This window comes from Snodgrassella sp. CFCC 13594, assembly GCF_001590725.1.
In the GTDB taxonomy this organism is placed as follows: Bacteria; Pseudomonadota; Gammaproteobacteria; order Burkholderiales; family Neisseriaceae; genus Snodgrassella.
This window is the reverse complement of record NZ_LQXR01000010.1, coordinates 72,897-87,528: the sequence shown is the minus strand read 5'-3', so window position 1 is coordinate 87,528 and position 14,632 is coordinate 72,897. Positions and strand designations below refer to the sequence as shown.

Here is a 14,632-nt window from a genome sequence, read left to right as displayed (position 1 = left end):
GATGTTGATTGTGTGGCCGTCTTGATGGTACTGATCTACGTGGCTTCATTTTGAGTGCAGATCATGCAAAATTTCGACAGTGGTATGGGCGGTTTAATATAAAGGCGGTTCAGCGTAGATTTGTTTGAATATGGGGCGCGCCAGTTGGGGGTAGCTAAAAGCCAGCTGCCGAAGGCAACTATTTAGTTAGGCTAGTGCCTGAATCAATACAAAACGAGGCGTGGATTTTCCCTGCCAGTGTACGGGCTCAGTAAACATTGTCACGGGCCGTGCCCATATGCTGTAATCCCCATATAAGCATTGATAAATCACCAATTCTTCTTCAGTTTCACTGTGTTTGGCCAGCGTTAACATCTGATATAGCTGACCTTTATAATGCTGATAAATACCACGTTGTAATCTCATGTTGTGTTCTTTAAAAAATAATGGTGTGAAAAGCGCTGTTGCTGCGTGATGCATGCTCACCCGGTAGTTGGCATGGGCTTGCTTTTGAGCATTCAAGCAAGCCATGTTGTGCCAATTGAGGCCATGATGGTGGATTGGGTCTTGGCTGTGCCACCTTGGTGTTAAGTGTAGGCCGTTGAATAGCAGCCTGCCGCTTAGCCATCGCAGTTTGTGAAGATACGTCTGGTATTGACTAATTATCCCAATGGGGAGCCAAGCCTACTGGATTGATTTCGCGGCCTTGCCGCTCCAGTGTGGCAATACGCTGCATATCTTCTGGGCTCAATTGAAGCTGTTGGGCCGCTAAATTGCTGATGAGATGGGCTCGTTGAGTGGATGAGGGGATGACCGAGTATCCCTTGGCCAGAGCCCAAGCTAGGGCAATTTGTGCCGTGCTGGCTTGGTGTGTTGCGGCGATGTCCATTAGCACGGGGTCTTGCAACACTTTGCCGTAGGCCAGCGTCATGTAAGAAGTGACCTGAATACCGTTGCGCTGTAGAAAATCAGCCAGTTTACAGTTTTGCAAATAAGGGCTCAGTTCGATCTGATTGGTGGCAATTTCGTCTTTACCCACGGCATGTTCGGCTGCCTGAACATCAGCAATATTAAAATTAGATACCCCGATTTGGCGAGTGAGCCCAGCTTTTTTTGCATCGGCCAATGCACCCATGAATTCGGCTAAAGGAACGCCATTATCGGGTGCTGGCCAATGAATCAACGTCAAATCCACATCATCGACGTGCAATTTGGCCAAACTTTCTTGCAGGCTTTTGGCCAGTTTTTGTGGCGCGTAATTGTCTACCCAAATTTTGGTGGTGATGAACACCTCGTCACGACGTAAGCTACTGTCGGCAATGGCTTGCCCAACCTCGGCTTCATTGCCGTAAATCTGTGCAGTGTCTACGGCACGATAACCGACATCCAATGCGGTTTTGACCGAATCATAAGCTGCTTGGCCTTTGAGACGAAAAGTGCCCACGCCGAAAACAGGTATGCTCATGGTAGTCTCCATTAATAGCAAGGTGAAAGTAAGGTTGATGTTAACGCAGTGGAGTGCTAAAAAGGGTTAAATAAATGGTTATGTGAGCGGCTCTAGAGGCAATTGCTGGCGCCACGACACCACGCAAGTCAATCTGGTTAGCCATGGTTGGATACGCAAGACCCAGTGGGTTTTAATACCAGCTGACCTAGACGGCGGGGCCATATGTAAATCCAGCTTTTGGTTCCTCAGCAGTGCATGCGCTTACGTATAGGTTGCCTGAAATTGTGGCTGATTTGGATTAGCATGTGTGGTTGGGTTCTATCCGCTTTGTGCATTTAAATCCACGCTCATTGAGTAACCGATAAAGAGTAATCGCTTTCAGGCAACCTTGCATATAACCAAAACCTATTTTGATACAACCAAGCATTCTTTCCCTTTTGTTGTGTCCAATAATAGAGTACGTTTATATTCATACGCATAAAAACAGTTTTTAAGGAACCTCCGCATGACCACGTCCGATCCACGCGCCAAACTGCCTGATGCGCCTTTGGCTGATAATGAACGGCTCAAAGACCACAGCGATTATTTGCACGGCACCATCGCCGCAGATTTGAAAGACGGGTTAACCGGTGGGTTCAATGGCGATAATTTCCAGCTCATTCGTTTTCACGGCATGTATGAGCAAGATGATCGCGATATTCGCGCAGAACGCGTGGAACAGAAGCTGGAACCTTTGAAAAATGTGATGTTACGCTGTCGGTTACCGGGCGGCATCATCAGCCCAAAGCAATGGCTGGGCATCGATGAGTTTGCCACCGAGCACACAATGTATGGGAGCATCCGCTTAACCACGCGCCAGACATTCCAGTTTCACGGTGTGCTGAAAAATGATGTCAAACCCATGCATCAATGGTTGCATCAGCTGGGTTTGGATTCTATTGCTACGGCGGGTGACGTAAACCGCAATGTTTTGTGCACCAGTAATCCGATTGAAAGTGCCTTGCATCGAGAAGCGTATGACTGGGCCAAAAAGCTTTCCGAACACCTGCTGCCCAAGACCACTGCTTATGCCGACATTTGGTTGGATGGTGAGAAAGTTTTTTCTACCGAGTTCACGCAACCAGAAACCCAAGAAGCCACGGATAAAGTTGAGCCGGTATTGGGCAAAACTTATCTGCCGCGTAAATTCAAAACCACTGTGGTGATTCCGCCGCTCAATGATGTGGATTTGCATGCCAATGATTTGAATTTTATTGCCATTGGTGACAATGGTAAATTGGTGGGCTTTAATGTTTTGGTGGGTGGCGGCTTGTCGATGGAGCATGGCAATCACAAAACGTTCCCCAATACGGCTTACGATTTTGGTTTTATCGGGTTAGGCGATGTGCTTAAATGCGCGGAAGCTGTGGTGACCACCCAACGTGACTGGGGCGATCGCACCAACCGTAAAGCTGCCAAAACTCGCTATACCTTGCAGCGTGTAGGTGTAGACGTGTTTAAGCATGAAGTGGAACAGCGTATGGGCGTAGCTTTCCAACCCAGTAAGCCTTATGAATTTACTGAACGTGGTGATCGCATTGGCTGGGTGCAGGGCGAAGACAAAAAGTGGCATTTAACCCTATTTATTGAAAACGGCCGCTTGCTCGATTATCCGGGCAAACCGTTGAAAACGGGGGTGCGCGAAATTGCCAAAATCCATCAAGGGGATTTTCGTCTCACCGCCAACCAAAACCTGATCGTGGCGGGGGTATCGGCACGTAATAAAGCCAAAATCGAAAAAATTGCCCGTGAGCATGGCTTGATTAACGACGACACAACAGAGCAGCGCAAAAACAGCATGGCGTGCGTGGCATTTCCCACTTGTCCGCTGGCCATGGCTGAATCAGAGCGGTTTTTGCCTGGTTTCATTGATCAAATCGACGCCATTCTAGCCAAGAATAGTGTGCAAGACGAAAACATCATTTTGCGCATTACCGGTTGCCCCAATGGCTGTGGTCGCGCCATGTTGGCAGAAATCGGCATGGTGGGGAAGGCCATCGGCCGCTATAACCTCTATGTCGGCGGTAATCGTGCGGGCACCCGCATTCCTCGGTTATTCAAGGAAAATATCAGTGCTGATGAAATCTTGGTGTTGATTGGCGATTGGGTGGCCGCTTGGGCGCACGGGCGCGAAAAAGGTGAGGCGTTTGGCGATTTCGCCATCCGCACGGGTATCGTGAAGCCCGTGGTGAATGCCGCAGTCGATTTTTGGGATGAAAGCAAAGTGCCTGCTTAGTCAAAATAATCATCGTTAAAATCAAATTGGATGTAAGCGGTGGTTGGATGGTGAAAGGCTGCTTGAATATTTTCAGGCAGCCTTTGGTGTTTGGAGTAGTGAAGGCAGGATGGATGAAGAGGATGCACAGGATGAAAAAATGGTTATGGGCTGGTTTTGCGGGAATATTGTTGAGCCAAACATGGGCTGCTGTGGCAGCGCCCAGTGCGCAGGGGCAGCCGTCTTTAAAGGTATTGGTGCATGTGGATGAGTTATCCGTGTGGCCACATGCCTTAGCCAACATCAATAACTTAGCTGTGGGTAGTCATGACGCGGCACAGATTGAAGTGGTGGTGAATGGCGCAGCGGCTGCGGTAACAGATAAGACGGTGCGCGACAATCAGCCAGTGATTGCGCGTATGCAGGAATTGGCGCAGGCACATCAAGTGGATTTTGTGGTGTGTGCAAATTCATTAAGTGCCCAGCAGATTGGCACCGCTAAATTGCCGTCATTTTTCCGCGAGGTACCCGTAGGTGTGCTGGAGCTCGCGCAAAAGCAACAGCAAGGATACAGTTATATTAAACCCTAAATAGCCGATTTACGATAACAAAACAAAGGCTGCCTGAAATATTCAGGCAGCCTTTGTTGACGGAGTCATGGTTTTTTTTGTGCCCATAAGGTGGCAAACCTCAGACGGATGCGTTGGCCATCGGCATTTGTGCGATGCAATTCGCCGACGTTTTCATTGTATTTATGAATTTGCCAGCCTGTGTAGAGATCGAGCAGCTCGTTGTGCTGGAAAACAAAGGGGAAATCCACAGGGCAGGGCATGTCATTGGTGGTCATGGCCGAAACGATAAGGTTTCGCCCGCCCGGTTGCGTGGCTTTTTGCATGTTGCTGATGAGTGTGGCAATGGTGGTGGGTTGCAGAAACATCATGACCACAGTAGACACAACCAAATCATATATCGCGTTGGCGCCCTGGAAGCTGGGTTGTTGATTGAAATCACGTATTTCTGCGTGGATGCCCGGTATGTTTTCAGCATCGGCGATCTGTTGCAGAAATTCGATATTGCGTTGGTTGATGTCCAAGCATCCACGGTAAAACCATGGTCAGCCAGAAATAAGCTATTGCGCCCACGCCCGCAACCCACATCCAAAGCATGGCCGCCGGTGAGTTGAGAACCCATCTCACGCAATTCAGAATGAGGCAAGGTTAGGCCATATCGCTCAGCAAAATAATCATCGTTGTGTGCCATTGCGCTGCTTTCTTTTTTTGTTTGGAACCAAATTTTGCTCATGCCTGAAACCCTACTGCTGGCGATTTGGGTCTGCTGGATGCTGCATGGTGGTTCTAACGCAGGGGTTTGGGTGTCGCCAAATTCAATCTGGGTTCTCAGTCCATTCAGACGGATCTTGCTCTGTTTGCTTGGGTGATGGTAATTGTGCAAACCAATGCGCCACCACCCGCTCAACGTCATCCATACCTTTTTTCTTCAAGCTGGAAAACAATTGAACGCTGACTTCTTGGCGCTCGGCAAAAGGCTGCAATGCCTTTTGTACTGTGGCCAAAGTTTTAATCTGGTCATTTTTGGAGAGTTTATCGGCCTTGGACAGTAAAATATGGACGGGCCTACCTGTGAGCGCAAAAAAATCCAACATGCGCTTATCCAATTCTTTTAAGGGGTGCCGGGCATCCATAATCAGCAGTAAACCGATGAGTTGTTGGCGATGTTGCAAATAATCGCCAAGCAACTTCACCCAGTGCGCGCGTATTGCTTCAGGCACTTGCGCATAACCATAGCCCGGGAGATCAGCCAAATAAGCACCATTGGTTAATTCGAAAAAATTGATGTGCTGTGTGCGCCCTGGTGTTTTGGAAACATAGGCTAGGCGCGTGTGTTGTGTCAACGTGTTGATGGCGCTGGATTTGCCCGCGTTACTGCGGCCCACAAAGGCGATTTCGGCGGGGGTATCTGGCAAATCCGTTAAGTGGTTTACCGTGGTAAAAAATTGGGCATGGCGAAATAAGCTCATCGGATGGGTAAACGCTGTGAATAAGCGGATATTTTATCATCATCGGCTAAGACTGAGGGTTTTTGCCATCTGTACCAGTCTAAAATAATGATGTCAAACCCTCTTAAAGTTGTCCTAAGTCAGGGGGGTGATGGGTAGTCCCAAAACAGCGTGTAAAGTATTTTACATACAGCCATGAATGTAGTTTAATAAATCGAAAATATATAAATAAATATAACAATACGTCTACACCTCACACTAACGTCAATTGATTGGCAGCTACTGGCTGCGAATCTGCTGTGATGTCTGTTTAAACATAGAATCAACCCATGTTGTCAATTGTGAAGAGGAGCATAAATTGGAACGTTTCGATTTGGTCGTGATTGGTGCTGGGCCCGGCGGCTATGTGGCTGCTGTGCGGGCAGCCCAACTCGGAAAAAAAGTTGCAGTGGTGGAAGCCAAAGCCGTGGGCGGGACTTGCCTAAATGTTGGGTGTATTCCATCCAAAACTTTTCTGAAACACAGTGAGTGGGTGCAAACCCTACAAGAAGCCAATCATTTTGGCATCGAAAATAGCATCACCAAAATCGACATCACCAAACTGGTCAAACGCAAAAATAGCGTCGTTAAATCCCTGCAAGGGGGAATCAAGCATTTGTTTGGTAAGTATAAAATACCTCTATATTCCGGTTTGGCTGCTGTGTCTGCTGATAAAACAGTTCGCATTGGCAATGAGCAAATTCGTGGGGAAAAGATTCTCTTGGCTTGTGGGAGTGTGCCCTTTGTGCCACCCATTAAAGGGTTGCCTGAAGTACCTTATGTCACCACCGATGATTTTTTTGATTTAGATAAATTACCGCAACAGCTCATTATTATTGGTGGTGGGGTGATTGGTGTTGAATTGGCTTTTGCCATGGCGCCGTTGGGTGTGCAGACCACCATTGTGGAAGTGGCCGATGACGTGTTGTTAACAGAAGACCCCGAAGCGCGAGAGATTGTCAAACAGCATTTGGCAAAACTGGGGATTACCCTCAAAGTCAAAGCCAAAATTGCGGGTGTGATGGACAAGGCACTGCAAGTGGATGGACAGGCACTCCCTTTTGACAAATTGTTGGTGGCTACTGGCCGCAAAGCTGATTTGAATTTGGCCGCCAGTCTTAAGCTGAAGCTCAGTGATAATGGCAAATTCATTCACGTTAATGCCGATTATCAGACTTCTGTACCCGGTATTTACGCCATTGGTGATGCCATTGGCGGCTGGATGCTGGCGCATGCGGCGAGCCAAGAAGGCATCATTGCGGTAGAACGGATGTTTAAGGGTAGTCAAGTTGATTTGAATCAGAATTGGGTGCCGCGCGGTGTGTATTCATTTCCGGAAATTGGCTCAATTGGATTGAGTGAAGCTCAGGCCAAAGCGCAATATGGTGATCAGGTAGTGGTGAAAAAACAGCCATTTGCTGCTAATGGGAAAGCCATCAGTGCCAATGAAACGGCCGGTTTTGTGAAACTGATTACCGAGAAAACCTATGGTGAAATATTGGGTGCTGTGATTGTGGGTGCCCATGCTACTGAATTGATACACACCGTGGGCGCGGTGATGCAAGCCGAGGGCACTGTTGATGACTTGGCTCAACAAGTTTTTGCCCATCCAACCATATCTGAAGTCATTGGCGAGACCGCCAAAAGTGTGTTGTTTAAAGCCATTCACGAGTGAGGAGCGAGAGATGAATAAAGAAACCGCAAAACTGATTTACGAAAAAATGAATGATATTCGTTTTTTTGAAGACAGGCTGCATGAATTGTTTGCCAAAGGTGAAATTCCTGGATTTGTGCATTTATATGCAGGAGAGGAAGCTGTGGCCGTGGGTGTGTGCGCACACTTAACTGATGATGATCAAATCACCAGTACCCACCGCGGGCATGGCCATTGCGTTGCTAAGGGTTGCGATTTAAATGGCATGATGGCGGAAATTTATGGTCGTTCCGGTGGCTTGTGTAAAGGCAAAGGCGGCTCTATGCATATTGCCGATATTGATAAAGGCATGTTGGGTGCCAATGGCATGGTAGGCGGCGGCTTCACTTTGGCAGCCGGCGCCGCTTTGCGTAACCAGTATTTGAAAACCAAAAATGTGGCCGTTTGTTTCTTTGGTGATGGTGCGGCCAATGAAGGCACGTTCCATGAAGCAATCAATATGGCTTCTATTTGGAAATTGCCAGTGGTGTTTGTTTGTGAAAACAATATGTTTGCCGAAGCCACTCCGCAGCATTATTCATCTGCATCCAAAACCATTGCTGACCGTGCCTGCGCCTACAATATGCCTGGTAAAACCATCGATGGAAAAAATGTGGTGGCAGTGTATGAAGAAGTGGGTGCAGCCATTGAGCGCGCGCGCAATGGGGAAGGACCTAGTTTGATTGAATGCAAAACCTACCGCAAATACGGGCACTTCGAAGGCGATGAGCAAAAATACAAAGCTTTGGATGGTGAAGAAAAGGATTTTGCTGATGTGGATCCGATTCCTTTATTCCGCGACTATGCCATCAAACATAAATTATTGACAGCCAAGCAGGCTGATGAAATTGAAGCGGCTTCGCAGCAGCGCATTGAAGATGCAATTAAATTTGCTGAAGCCAGCCCCATTCCTGCCCCAGAAGCCTTATACGAAGACGTATACGCCTAAATATTGAAAAGGAGAGATTAAAATGGCTCGTACACTAACATTCATGAAAGCAATTAATGAGGCTTTGACCATGGCGATGCGTCAGGATGACAAAATCATCCTGTTGGGTGAAGACATCGCAGGTGGACGCAATGTGCCTCACTTGGAAGGACAAGGCGCTTGGGGTGGCGTGATGGGGGTAACCAAAGGACTGGTGGAAGAATTTGGTACTCAGCGTGTCATTGACACACCCATATCAGAAATGGGTTACATGGGGATTGCAGTGGGCGCCGCAGCAACAGGATTGCGCCCGATCCCGGAGTTGATGTTTATTGATTTTCTAGGATTTTGTTTTGATACTTTATTGGGACAAGGCTCAAAAATGCGCTATATGTTTGGCGGCAAAGCTAAAATTCCGATGACGGTGCGCACCATGCACGGTGCCGGTGCATCGGCTGCTGCTCAGCATTCTGGCTCCTATTACGGTATTTTGGGTTCTATTCCTGGTATCAAAGTGGTGGTGCCCTCTACACCTTACAATGCCAAAGGCCTGTTGTTGTCGGCCACCAAGGAAGACAACATTGTGATTTTCTCCGAAGACAAAACCTTATATAGCCGTAAAGGTGAAGTGCCGGAAGAATACTATACAGTCGAAATTGGTAAAGCTGAGGTGGTAAAAGAGGGCACAGATTTGACCATCGTCACCATTGGCAAAATGCTGTATGTGGGTCTGGATGTGGCCAAACTCTTGGAAAAAGACGGCATCAATGTGGAAGTGATTGATTTACTGACTGTGGCACCCTGGGATCAAGAAACGGTGTTGGAATCAGTGAAGAAAACCGGCCGCCTGATTGTGATTGATGAGGCCAATCCACACAATAACACGGCCACTGATATTGCATCTGTGGTATCTGATAAAGCATTTGATTACTTGGATGGACCGGTGAAATGCATTTGTGCCCCCAATACACCAGTGCCTTTTGCAACCAATCTGGAAAAATTGTATATCCCTTCTCCGGAAAAAGTACTTAAAGATGCGAATGAGCTGATTTTTGACTTAAAAGCTTAAGATAAGGAGAAGCACCATGGCAGAAACAGTATTGATGCCCAAACTTGGTTTGACCATGACCGAAGGCGTGGTTGACGAGTGGTATAAAAAGGAAGGTGATGCCGTACAAGCAGGCGAAGCAGTGTGTTCCATCAGTTCTGAGAAGTTAACTCAAGATGTGGAAGCCGAGCAAGACGGTATTTTGTTGAAAATCGTGGTTCAGGCCGGAGAAAGCACGCCAGTCAAAACACCTATTGGTTATATTGGTCAGGCTGGTGAATCCGTTGGTGAAGGCGATGCGGTTGCCACGCCGACGGCAGAGTCGACCCAGCCAGCAGCATCTGCACCTGTAGCAGCTGCGCCGAGCCAACCGATCGCAAAAAGCGGCGCGCGCGTGTTTATTTCCAAGCTGGCGCGAAAAATCGCGTCGGCACAAGGAATTGATTACACCAACATTACGGGCACCGGCGGCAATGGTCGCATCACTAAACGTGATGTGGAAAAATACATGGCCAGTGGCGCAGTGGTTGCTGCAGCGCCAGCAGAGGCGCCTACTGATGTGTCGCCTATTCAGGCAGCCGCTACGGTAGGCGCCGGTCTGAATGGTATGCGTAAGGCCATTGCCAAAAACATGATGTATAGCCTGCATAACACGGCTCAGTTGACTTTACACCGCAAAGCAGACATCACGGCATTGTTGGCATTCCGCGCTGAGATGAAATCTAAGGTGGGGGATGGGGTCGAAGCGGCCACATTCAGCTTGAATATCTTGCTGCTCAAAGCGGTTGCCTTGGCTTTGCAAGCCTGTCCGAAACTGAATAGCCGTTATGATGGCGTGACATTAAGTCAACCTGATGACATCAACATCGGTGTGGCTGTGGCTTTGGAAAATGGTTTGGTGGTACCCACAGTTGCCGATGTGGGTCGTAAATCATTGAGTCAGTTGCAGAAAGATTTTTATGGTCAAGTGGCACGTGCCGCGACGGTGAGGTGGATACCAGTTCAGCAGGTACCTTTACGATCACCAATCTGGGGGCGCAAGGTATTGAGTACTTCACACCGATTGTGAATGTGCCCGAGGTAGCTATTTTGGGTGTGGGTTTAACCACTGAGCGTCTGACTTTGGATGGTGCTGGGGAACTTTTGCTGCGCCAAGAGCTGCCGTTGAGCCTGACCTTTGATCATCAAATCGTGGATGGCGCGGATGGGGCAAAATTCTTGGCTGAATTAGCGGCCATTTTGGCTCATCCGTATCGCATCATTTTATGATGTAGTCTTCATCAAACGGCCACACTTTGCTGTGTGGCCGTTTTTCTGTGGCCGTTATGCCAGAGGCGTCGCCATTGCCTCAGTTGTGCGGCTTGAGTAGGGCTGTCTTGTGCACTAGGGGCGAGCGCTTTTTCTAAGCTGTTTTGATCATAACAAACACCTGAGAGTCTTGATTGTAACCAATTACGCATGTTTGGACTGGCTTGGGGTGCCACTACTTGGGTTATGTGGGCTTGATTGATTTCACAGTAGGCATCTTGTTCATGTGGCTCATGTGCACCGTTGATGTAGTGGCGAAACTTAGGGGTTTTGCCATAATTCCACGCCCAGCTTTGCTGTTGTTCATACAAATGGGTGGCACTTTCAGGTAAATGCCCATCACCATACTGCATACCTAGCCATTTTCCATGCATTGCAAAAGCCTTAGCGAGCTCTTCAATTAAGGTTGCCTGAAAGCTGTCCATATTGATAGCGGGGTTCAGGCTACTTAAATTGATGACTTTAGCGCGCTGGGAAGCCACGCCTTGGCTGATTAAATGCGGCTTGATGACTTTGAGTGCTGCGCGCAGCTGGGTTAAATCGCTATTGATTAACAAAGTGCCATGATGTAGGCCTTTTAGCCGAGTTTCTCGGTATGCTGAGCCAGAAAGTTTATAAGTCTGCCCAGCCTCTGTGTACAAGATATCATTGCGTGCAGACAATTCGGCCTTAATGCCAAATCGGTTCAAAGCTGACACAATGATGGGGCACATTAAATCTTTGTGGTAAAAAGGTTTGGGTGCCATCAGGGTGAAGTTAAGATTGGCTTCGTCATGATAAACTGTGCCGCCCCCGCTGATGCGCCGAAATAATGGGATATGATGTGCTTCCAAGTACGCTAAATTGGCTTCCAGCCAAGGATTTTGCGCGCGACCTATCACCACGCATGGCTGATTGCGCCACAATAATAAATGCACTTCATTTTCAGGCAATTGCTCAAATAGAGATTGCTCTAAAACTAAGTTATGTAGGGCATCGATACCCGTTAAAACCGATAAGCGAATGGTTAACATATGGCGCTGTTGAGTGCATGGCTAGCCTTTATTGGCTATTGTCACGCGGGTCTATAGGAGTCATGAACAAACATGTATTGGATGTGGGGTGTTATTAAAAAAGGTCATCACCACTTTGATGATTGAGGCCCGGATGATGATCAAATCGAACCACGCCAATGGCCACTTGCTTGGGGACTGCTACTTTGATTTTAGCTGTGCCTTCAATACCAAAGCCGCCGCACAATTCAATGGCGGCAATGCCTTCTGCAACCAGCTCTTTGGCAGCTATAACCGCTTCATCATAGTTGGGTACGCCTACTGTAGTTAAGTCTACTTCGGGTGTGTGGATGGTATGGCGATGTTGCTGGCGTTGAGCGCCGGGGGCCAAGAAAATGAAAGCAGCCTTGAGTGCCATGGTTGAACTCCTTTTGTGATTTTCAGACAGCCATTGCTGTCTTGTGGAATTGTAGCCCAATCCGCACTCAATATCACGGCTGGGAGAGCGTGTAATCATGCATTCAAGCATGGGATTGGATATTGCCAGGCACAATGCAGACAGCAGACACTCATGCTGTTTTGAATGCCTGTCGTTGGGTGACCTGCGCATAAGAGAATAACGGGCAAGCTGCCTGGCACCATTATTGGCGGTGTTGTTTTTCGGGCATGCCCGCGTTGGCTGGGCTGGCATAGGTGGGTAAAACTTGCTTTTTGAACGCAGCGTGCTTAAACTTTAAACCATTGTATTTTGAGAATTGTGACTATCATGAAAGACGGTGTCTCGCAGGGTTTTTGGTTAACACCTTGTTCGAACGTGCTTTTTTGATGGTTTTCAGGCAGCCTACCATGATGATAAGGCTGCCTTTTGTCGTTATTACACAGGAACATAAAAATGGATTTCAGTTGGTTGGCTGAGCCGACCACGTGGGTGGCTTTGCCACTTTGGTGGTGTTGGAAATTGTATTGGGAATTGATAACCTGGTGTTTGTGGCGATTTTGGCCAATAAGGTGAAGCCTCAGAATCGGGACCATGCACGCATTACCGGTTTGTGCTTGGCGGTGTTGATTCGCATCATCATGCTGGGCACCATGTCGTATATCATTACCTTGACCAAGCCGTTTTTCCATATTGGAGAGATGGGCATTTCGGTCAAGGATTTGATTATGTTTGCGGGAGGCTTGTTCCTGCTCTACAAAGCCACCACTGAGCTGCATGAACGCTTGGAAGGGCATACCGAGCTTGCTGATGTGGGTCAGGTGAGCCATTTCTCACCATTTTGGATTGTGGTTGGGCAAATTGTGGTTTTGGATGCGGTATTCTCGATTGATTCGGTGATTACGGCAGTAGCCATGGTGCAGCATATTGTGGTGGCCATGGGTGCAGTGGTGGTGGCGATGGCAATGATGATATGGGCCAGTCGTCCACTCACCGACTTTGTGGGGCGCCACCCTACTGTAGTGATGCTGTGTTTGGGCTTTTTGCTGATGATTGGCTTCAGCCTGATTGCTGAAGGACTGCATTTTGAAATTCCGAAGGGCTATTTATATGCCGCCATTGCATTCTCTATTTTAATTGAAGTGTTCAATCAGATATCCAGTAAAAACGTCAAGCGCAATGACATGATTGGCCGTACCTGGCGCCACCGTACCGCCGAAAGTGTTTTGGGCATGATGGGCATGCGTGAGCGTGTGCTGGCTAAATCGGGTGCTCAAGCGGACGACGATGAACATTTCGAGGAAAATGAAAAGTCGATGATACGCAGTGTGCTCACGTTGGCCGAGCGGCCGATTTTGGGTGTTATGACGCCGCGAAGTGACATTGAGCGTTTGGATATTTCACAAAGCAAGGAGCAGCAGCACGAACAGCTGCAAGAAACCCCTTATTCACGTTTGATGGTGGTGGGGAAGGCGGGGATTGATGAGCCATTGGGGTATATCAATAAAAAAGATTTACTCAATCAGCTGTTGAAAACTGGGCAATTGGATATTCAAGCTGCTTTGAAACAGCCGTTGGTGCTGCCTGATGGGGGCACAGTATTGGATGCGATGGAATTATTCCGCTCGCGCAGTGCCGATGTGGCTTTGGTGGTAGATGAATTCGGTGCGGTCTTGGGTTTGGTAACCATGAAAGATTTAATGGAAACCATTGCAGGCGACTTCCCGGAAGAATACGAACGGACTGATGCACCCAGTATCCAGCAGAATGCTGATCATTCCATGACTGTGGATGGCAGCTTGGAATACGCTACATTGGCGCAGCAGCTGCATCTGCCGACGTTACCAGAAGATGCAGATTACCACACAGTGGCAGGATTGATGATGGAGGAATTGCAAACCATTCCGGATGAAGGTGATTATGTTGACTATCACGGTCTCCGGTTTACGGTACTGAGTAAGGAAAATCGACGCATCGAACGCGTGCGTATTAATCGTATCCCTGTGGTTCAATGATGTGCTTGATGAGACTCAGAACGGAGCTCCAATAGCAAAAAGGTCTGCCTTGTCGGGCAGACCTTTTTGAATGTGGCATGAATTAGCGTATTTGGCTGCCGATCACACCGCCCAATGCGGCACCACCCAAAGTGGCACCCGTGTCACCACCGAGCAGATTCCCAGCCACGCCGCCCACTACGGCACCGGTGGCTGCATTGCGTTGCTGATGGGTCATGCCTGCGCAGGCGCTTAAAGAGGCGGCTATGGCAGCCAAAGCCACGCATTTAAGGATTAAAGATTTCATGTTGTTCTCCATGAGGTTGGGTTTGCGGCAATTGGCAAGAACCAGTTGTCTTCAGAAATGAATATAAAAATAATTGAATCTTGGAATCAAAATCAAGTTAAAAGTTCGTTTATCCAACTTTCGTTTGCGCGTTTTAACTTCTCAATACAAAGGCAGCCTCTGGCTGCCTTTGATGCCATCATCTTAACAG

The 14,632-nt window shown here is 48.1% G+C and carries 13 protein-coding genes and 2 pseudogenes; 8 read left to right on the top strand and 7 right to left on the bottom strand.

Going from position 1 to position 14,632, the window contains the following annotated elements; translation table 11 throughout:
- Positions 1-186: 186 nt before the first annotated feature.
- Positions 187-405 (bottom strand): DUF1653 domain-containing protein, encoded by a 219-nt coding sequence (locus tag A2F46_RS07505; protein ID WP_066568781.1) that lies wholly within the window; start codon positions 403-405, stop codon positions 187-189.
- A 232-nt stretch (positions 406-637) separates the two neighbouring features.
- Entirely contained in the window at positions 638-1,444 is an 807-nt protein-coding gene (gene dkgB / locus A2F46_RS07500; RefSeq protein WP_066568752.1) for a 2,5-didehydrogluconate reductase DkgB, read from the bottom strand.
- Between the two features lie 487 nt (positions 1,445-1,931).
- Between dkgB and cysI the strand changes: the two genes are divergently transcribed.
- Both cysI and A2F46_RS07490 read left to right on the top strand, forming a co-directional pair.
- Entirely contained in the window at positions 1,932-3,701 is a 1,770-nt protein-coding gene (cysI, locus tag A2F46_RS07495; RefSeq protein ID WP_066568749.1) for an assimilatory sulfite reductase (NADPH) hemoprotein subunit, read from the top strand.
- A 131-nt stretch (positions 3,702-3,832) separates the two neighbouring features.
- Positions 3,833-4,270: a DsrE family protein gene (locus A2F46_RS07490; protein WP_066568747.1), complete on the top strand. Its 438-nt coding sequence runs from the start codon at positions 3,833-3,835 to the stop codon at positions 4,268-4,270.
- 65 nt (positions 4,271-4,335) lie between these two features.
- Here the strand turns inward: A2F46_RS07490 and tehB are convergent.
- Positions 4,336-4,940, bottom strand: a pseudogene (tehB, locus tag A2F46_RS07485) (tellurite resistance methyltransferase TehB).
- Between the two features lie 124 nt (positions 4,941-5,064).
- A complete protein-coding gene (yihA, locus tag A2F46_RS07480) occupies positions 5,065-5,718 on the bottom strand; it encodes a ribosome biogenesis GTP-binding protein YihA/YsxC (RefSeq protein WP_066568743.1) in 654 nt (217 codons plus the stop codon).
- A gap of 337 nt (positions 5,719-6,055) precedes the next feature.
- Here yihA and lpdA point away from each other — a divergent pair, with 337 nt between their 5' ends.
- Genes lpdA through A2F46_RS13275 form a run of 5 tightly spaced genes read left to right on the top strand, consistent with a single transcriptional unit; the run spans position 6,056 to position 10,674 of the window.
- Positions 6,056-7,411 carry a dihydrolipoyl dehydrogenase gene (lpdA, locus tag A2F46_RS07475; protein ID WP_066568740.1) on the top strand — a complete coding sequence of 452 codons (1,356 nt, stop codon included), beginning with the start codon at positions 6,056-6,058 and terminating at the stop codon, positions 7,409-7,411.
- A gap of 10 nt (positions 7,412-7,421) precedes the next feature.
- Positions 7,422-8,378 carry a thiamine pyrophosphate-dependent dehydrogenase E1 component subunit alpha gene (locus A2F46_RS07470; RefSeq protein ID WP_066568737.1) on the top strand — a complete coding sequence of 319 codons (957 nt, stop codon included), beginning with the start codon at positions 7,422-7,424 and terminating at the stop codon, positions 8,376-8,378.
- 22 nt (positions 8,379-8,400) lie between these two features.
- Positions 8,401-9,426 carry an alpha-ketoacid dehydrogenase subunit beta gene (locus A2F46_RS07465; RefSeq protein ID WP_066568734.1) on the top strand — a complete coding sequence of 342 codons (1,026 nt, stop codon included), beginning with the start codon at positions 8,401-8,403 and terminating at the stop codon, positions 9,424-9,426.
- Between the two features lie 16 nt (positions 9,427-9,442).
- Positions 9,443-10,474 carry a 2-oxo acid dehydrogenase subunit E2 gene (locus tag A2F46_RS07460; protein ID WP_066568732.1) on the top strand — a complete coding sequence of 344 codons (1,032 nt, stop codon included), beginning with the start codon at positions 9,443-9,445 and terminating at the stop codon, positions 10,472-10,474.
- Positions 10,396-10,674 carry a 2-oxo acid dehydrogenase subunit E2 gene (locus A2F46_RS13275; RefSeq protein ID WP_197457602.1) on the top strand — a complete coding sequence of 93 codons (279 nt, stop codon included), beginning with the start codon at positions 10,396-10,398 and terminating at the stop codon, positions 10,672-10,674. The genes A2F46_RS07460 and A2F46_RS13275 overlap by 79 nt, the downstream gene beginning before the upstream one ends.
- Positions 10,675-10,685: 11 nt before the next feature.
- Here A2F46_RS13275 and A2F46_RS07450 read toward each other — a convergent pair whose 3' ends face one another.
- Together A2F46_RS07450 and A2F46_RS07445 are read right to left on the bottom strand one after the other, a co-directional pair.
- On the bottom strand, positions 10,686-11,726 hold the full coding sequence (locus A2F46_RS07450; protein WP_066568720.1) for a lipoate--protein ligase: 1,041 nt from the start codon (positions 11,724-11,726) through the stop codon (positions 10,686-10,688).
- Positions 11,727-11,820: 94 nt separating this feature from the next.
- Complete coding sequence (locus tag A2F46_RS07445) at positions 11,821-12,123, bottom strand: DUF6506 family protein (RefSeq protein WP_066568719.1); 303 nt, start codon at positions 12,121-12,123, stop codon at positions 11,821-11,823.
- Positions 12,124-12,597: 474 nt separating this feature from the next.
- Here A2F46_RS07445 and A2F46_RS07440 point away from each other — a divergent pair.
- Positions 12,598-14,156: pseudogene (locus A2F46_RS07440) on the top strand (TerC family protein).
- Positions 14,157-14,238: 82 nt separating this feature from the next.
- Here the strand turns inward: A2F46_RS07440 and A2F46_RS07435 are convergent.
- Positions 14,239-14,442 (bottom strand): glycine zipper 2TM domain-containing protein, encoded by a 204-nt coding sequence (locus A2F46_RS07435; protein ID WP_082783623.1) that lies wholly within the window; start codon positions 14,440-14,442, stop codon positions 14,239-14,241.
- Positions 14,443-14,632: the final 190 nt, after the last annotated feature.

Excerpts from the sequence above, each read along its gene's own strand:
- A2F46_RS07505 (WP_066568781.1), bottom strand. The coding sequence starts at position 405 with ATGAGATTACAACGTGGTATTTATCAGCATTATAAAGGTCAGCTATAT.
- dkgB (WP_066568752.1), bottom strand. The coding sequence starts at position 1,444 with ATGAGCATACCTGTTTTCGGCGTGGGCACTTTTCGTCTCAAAGGCCAA.
- cysI (WP_066568749.1), top strand. The coding sequence starts at position 1,932 with ATGACCACGTCCGATCCACGCGCCAAACTGCCTGATGCGCCTTTGGCT.
- A2F46_RS07490 (WP_066568747.1), top strand. The coding sequence starts at position 3,833 with ATGAAAAAATGGTTATGGGCTGGTTTTGCGGGAATATTGTTGAGCCAA.
- yihA (WP_066568743.1), bottom strand. The coding sequence starts at position 5,718 with ATGAGCTTATTTCGCCATGCCCAATTTTTTACCACGGTAAACCACTTA.
- A2F46_RS07470 (WP_066568737.1), top strand. The coding sequence starts at position 7,422 with ATGAATAAAGAAACCGCAAAACTGATTTACGAAAAAATGAATGATATT.
- A2F46_RS07465 (WP_066568734.1), top strand. The coding sequence starts at position 8,401 with ATGGCTCGTACACTAACATTCATGAAAGCAATTAATGAGGCTTTGACC.
- A2F46_RS07460 (WP_066568732.1), top strand. The coding sequence starts at position 9,443 with ATGGCAGAAACAGTATTGATGCCCAAACTTGGTTTGACCATGACCGAA.
- A2F46_RS07450 (WP_066568720.1), bottom strand. The coding sequence starts at position 11,726 with ATGTTAACCATTCGCTTATCGGTTTTAACGGGTATCGATGCCCTACAT.
- A2F46_RS07445 (WP_066568719.1), bottom strand. The coding sequence starts at position 12,123 with ATGGCACTCAAGGCTGCTTTCATTTTCTTGGCCCCCGGCGCTCAACGC.
- A2F46_RS07435 (WP_082783623.1), bottom strand. The coding sequence starts at position 14,442 with ATGAAATCTTTAATCCTTAAATGCGTGGCTTTGGCTGCCATAGCCGCC.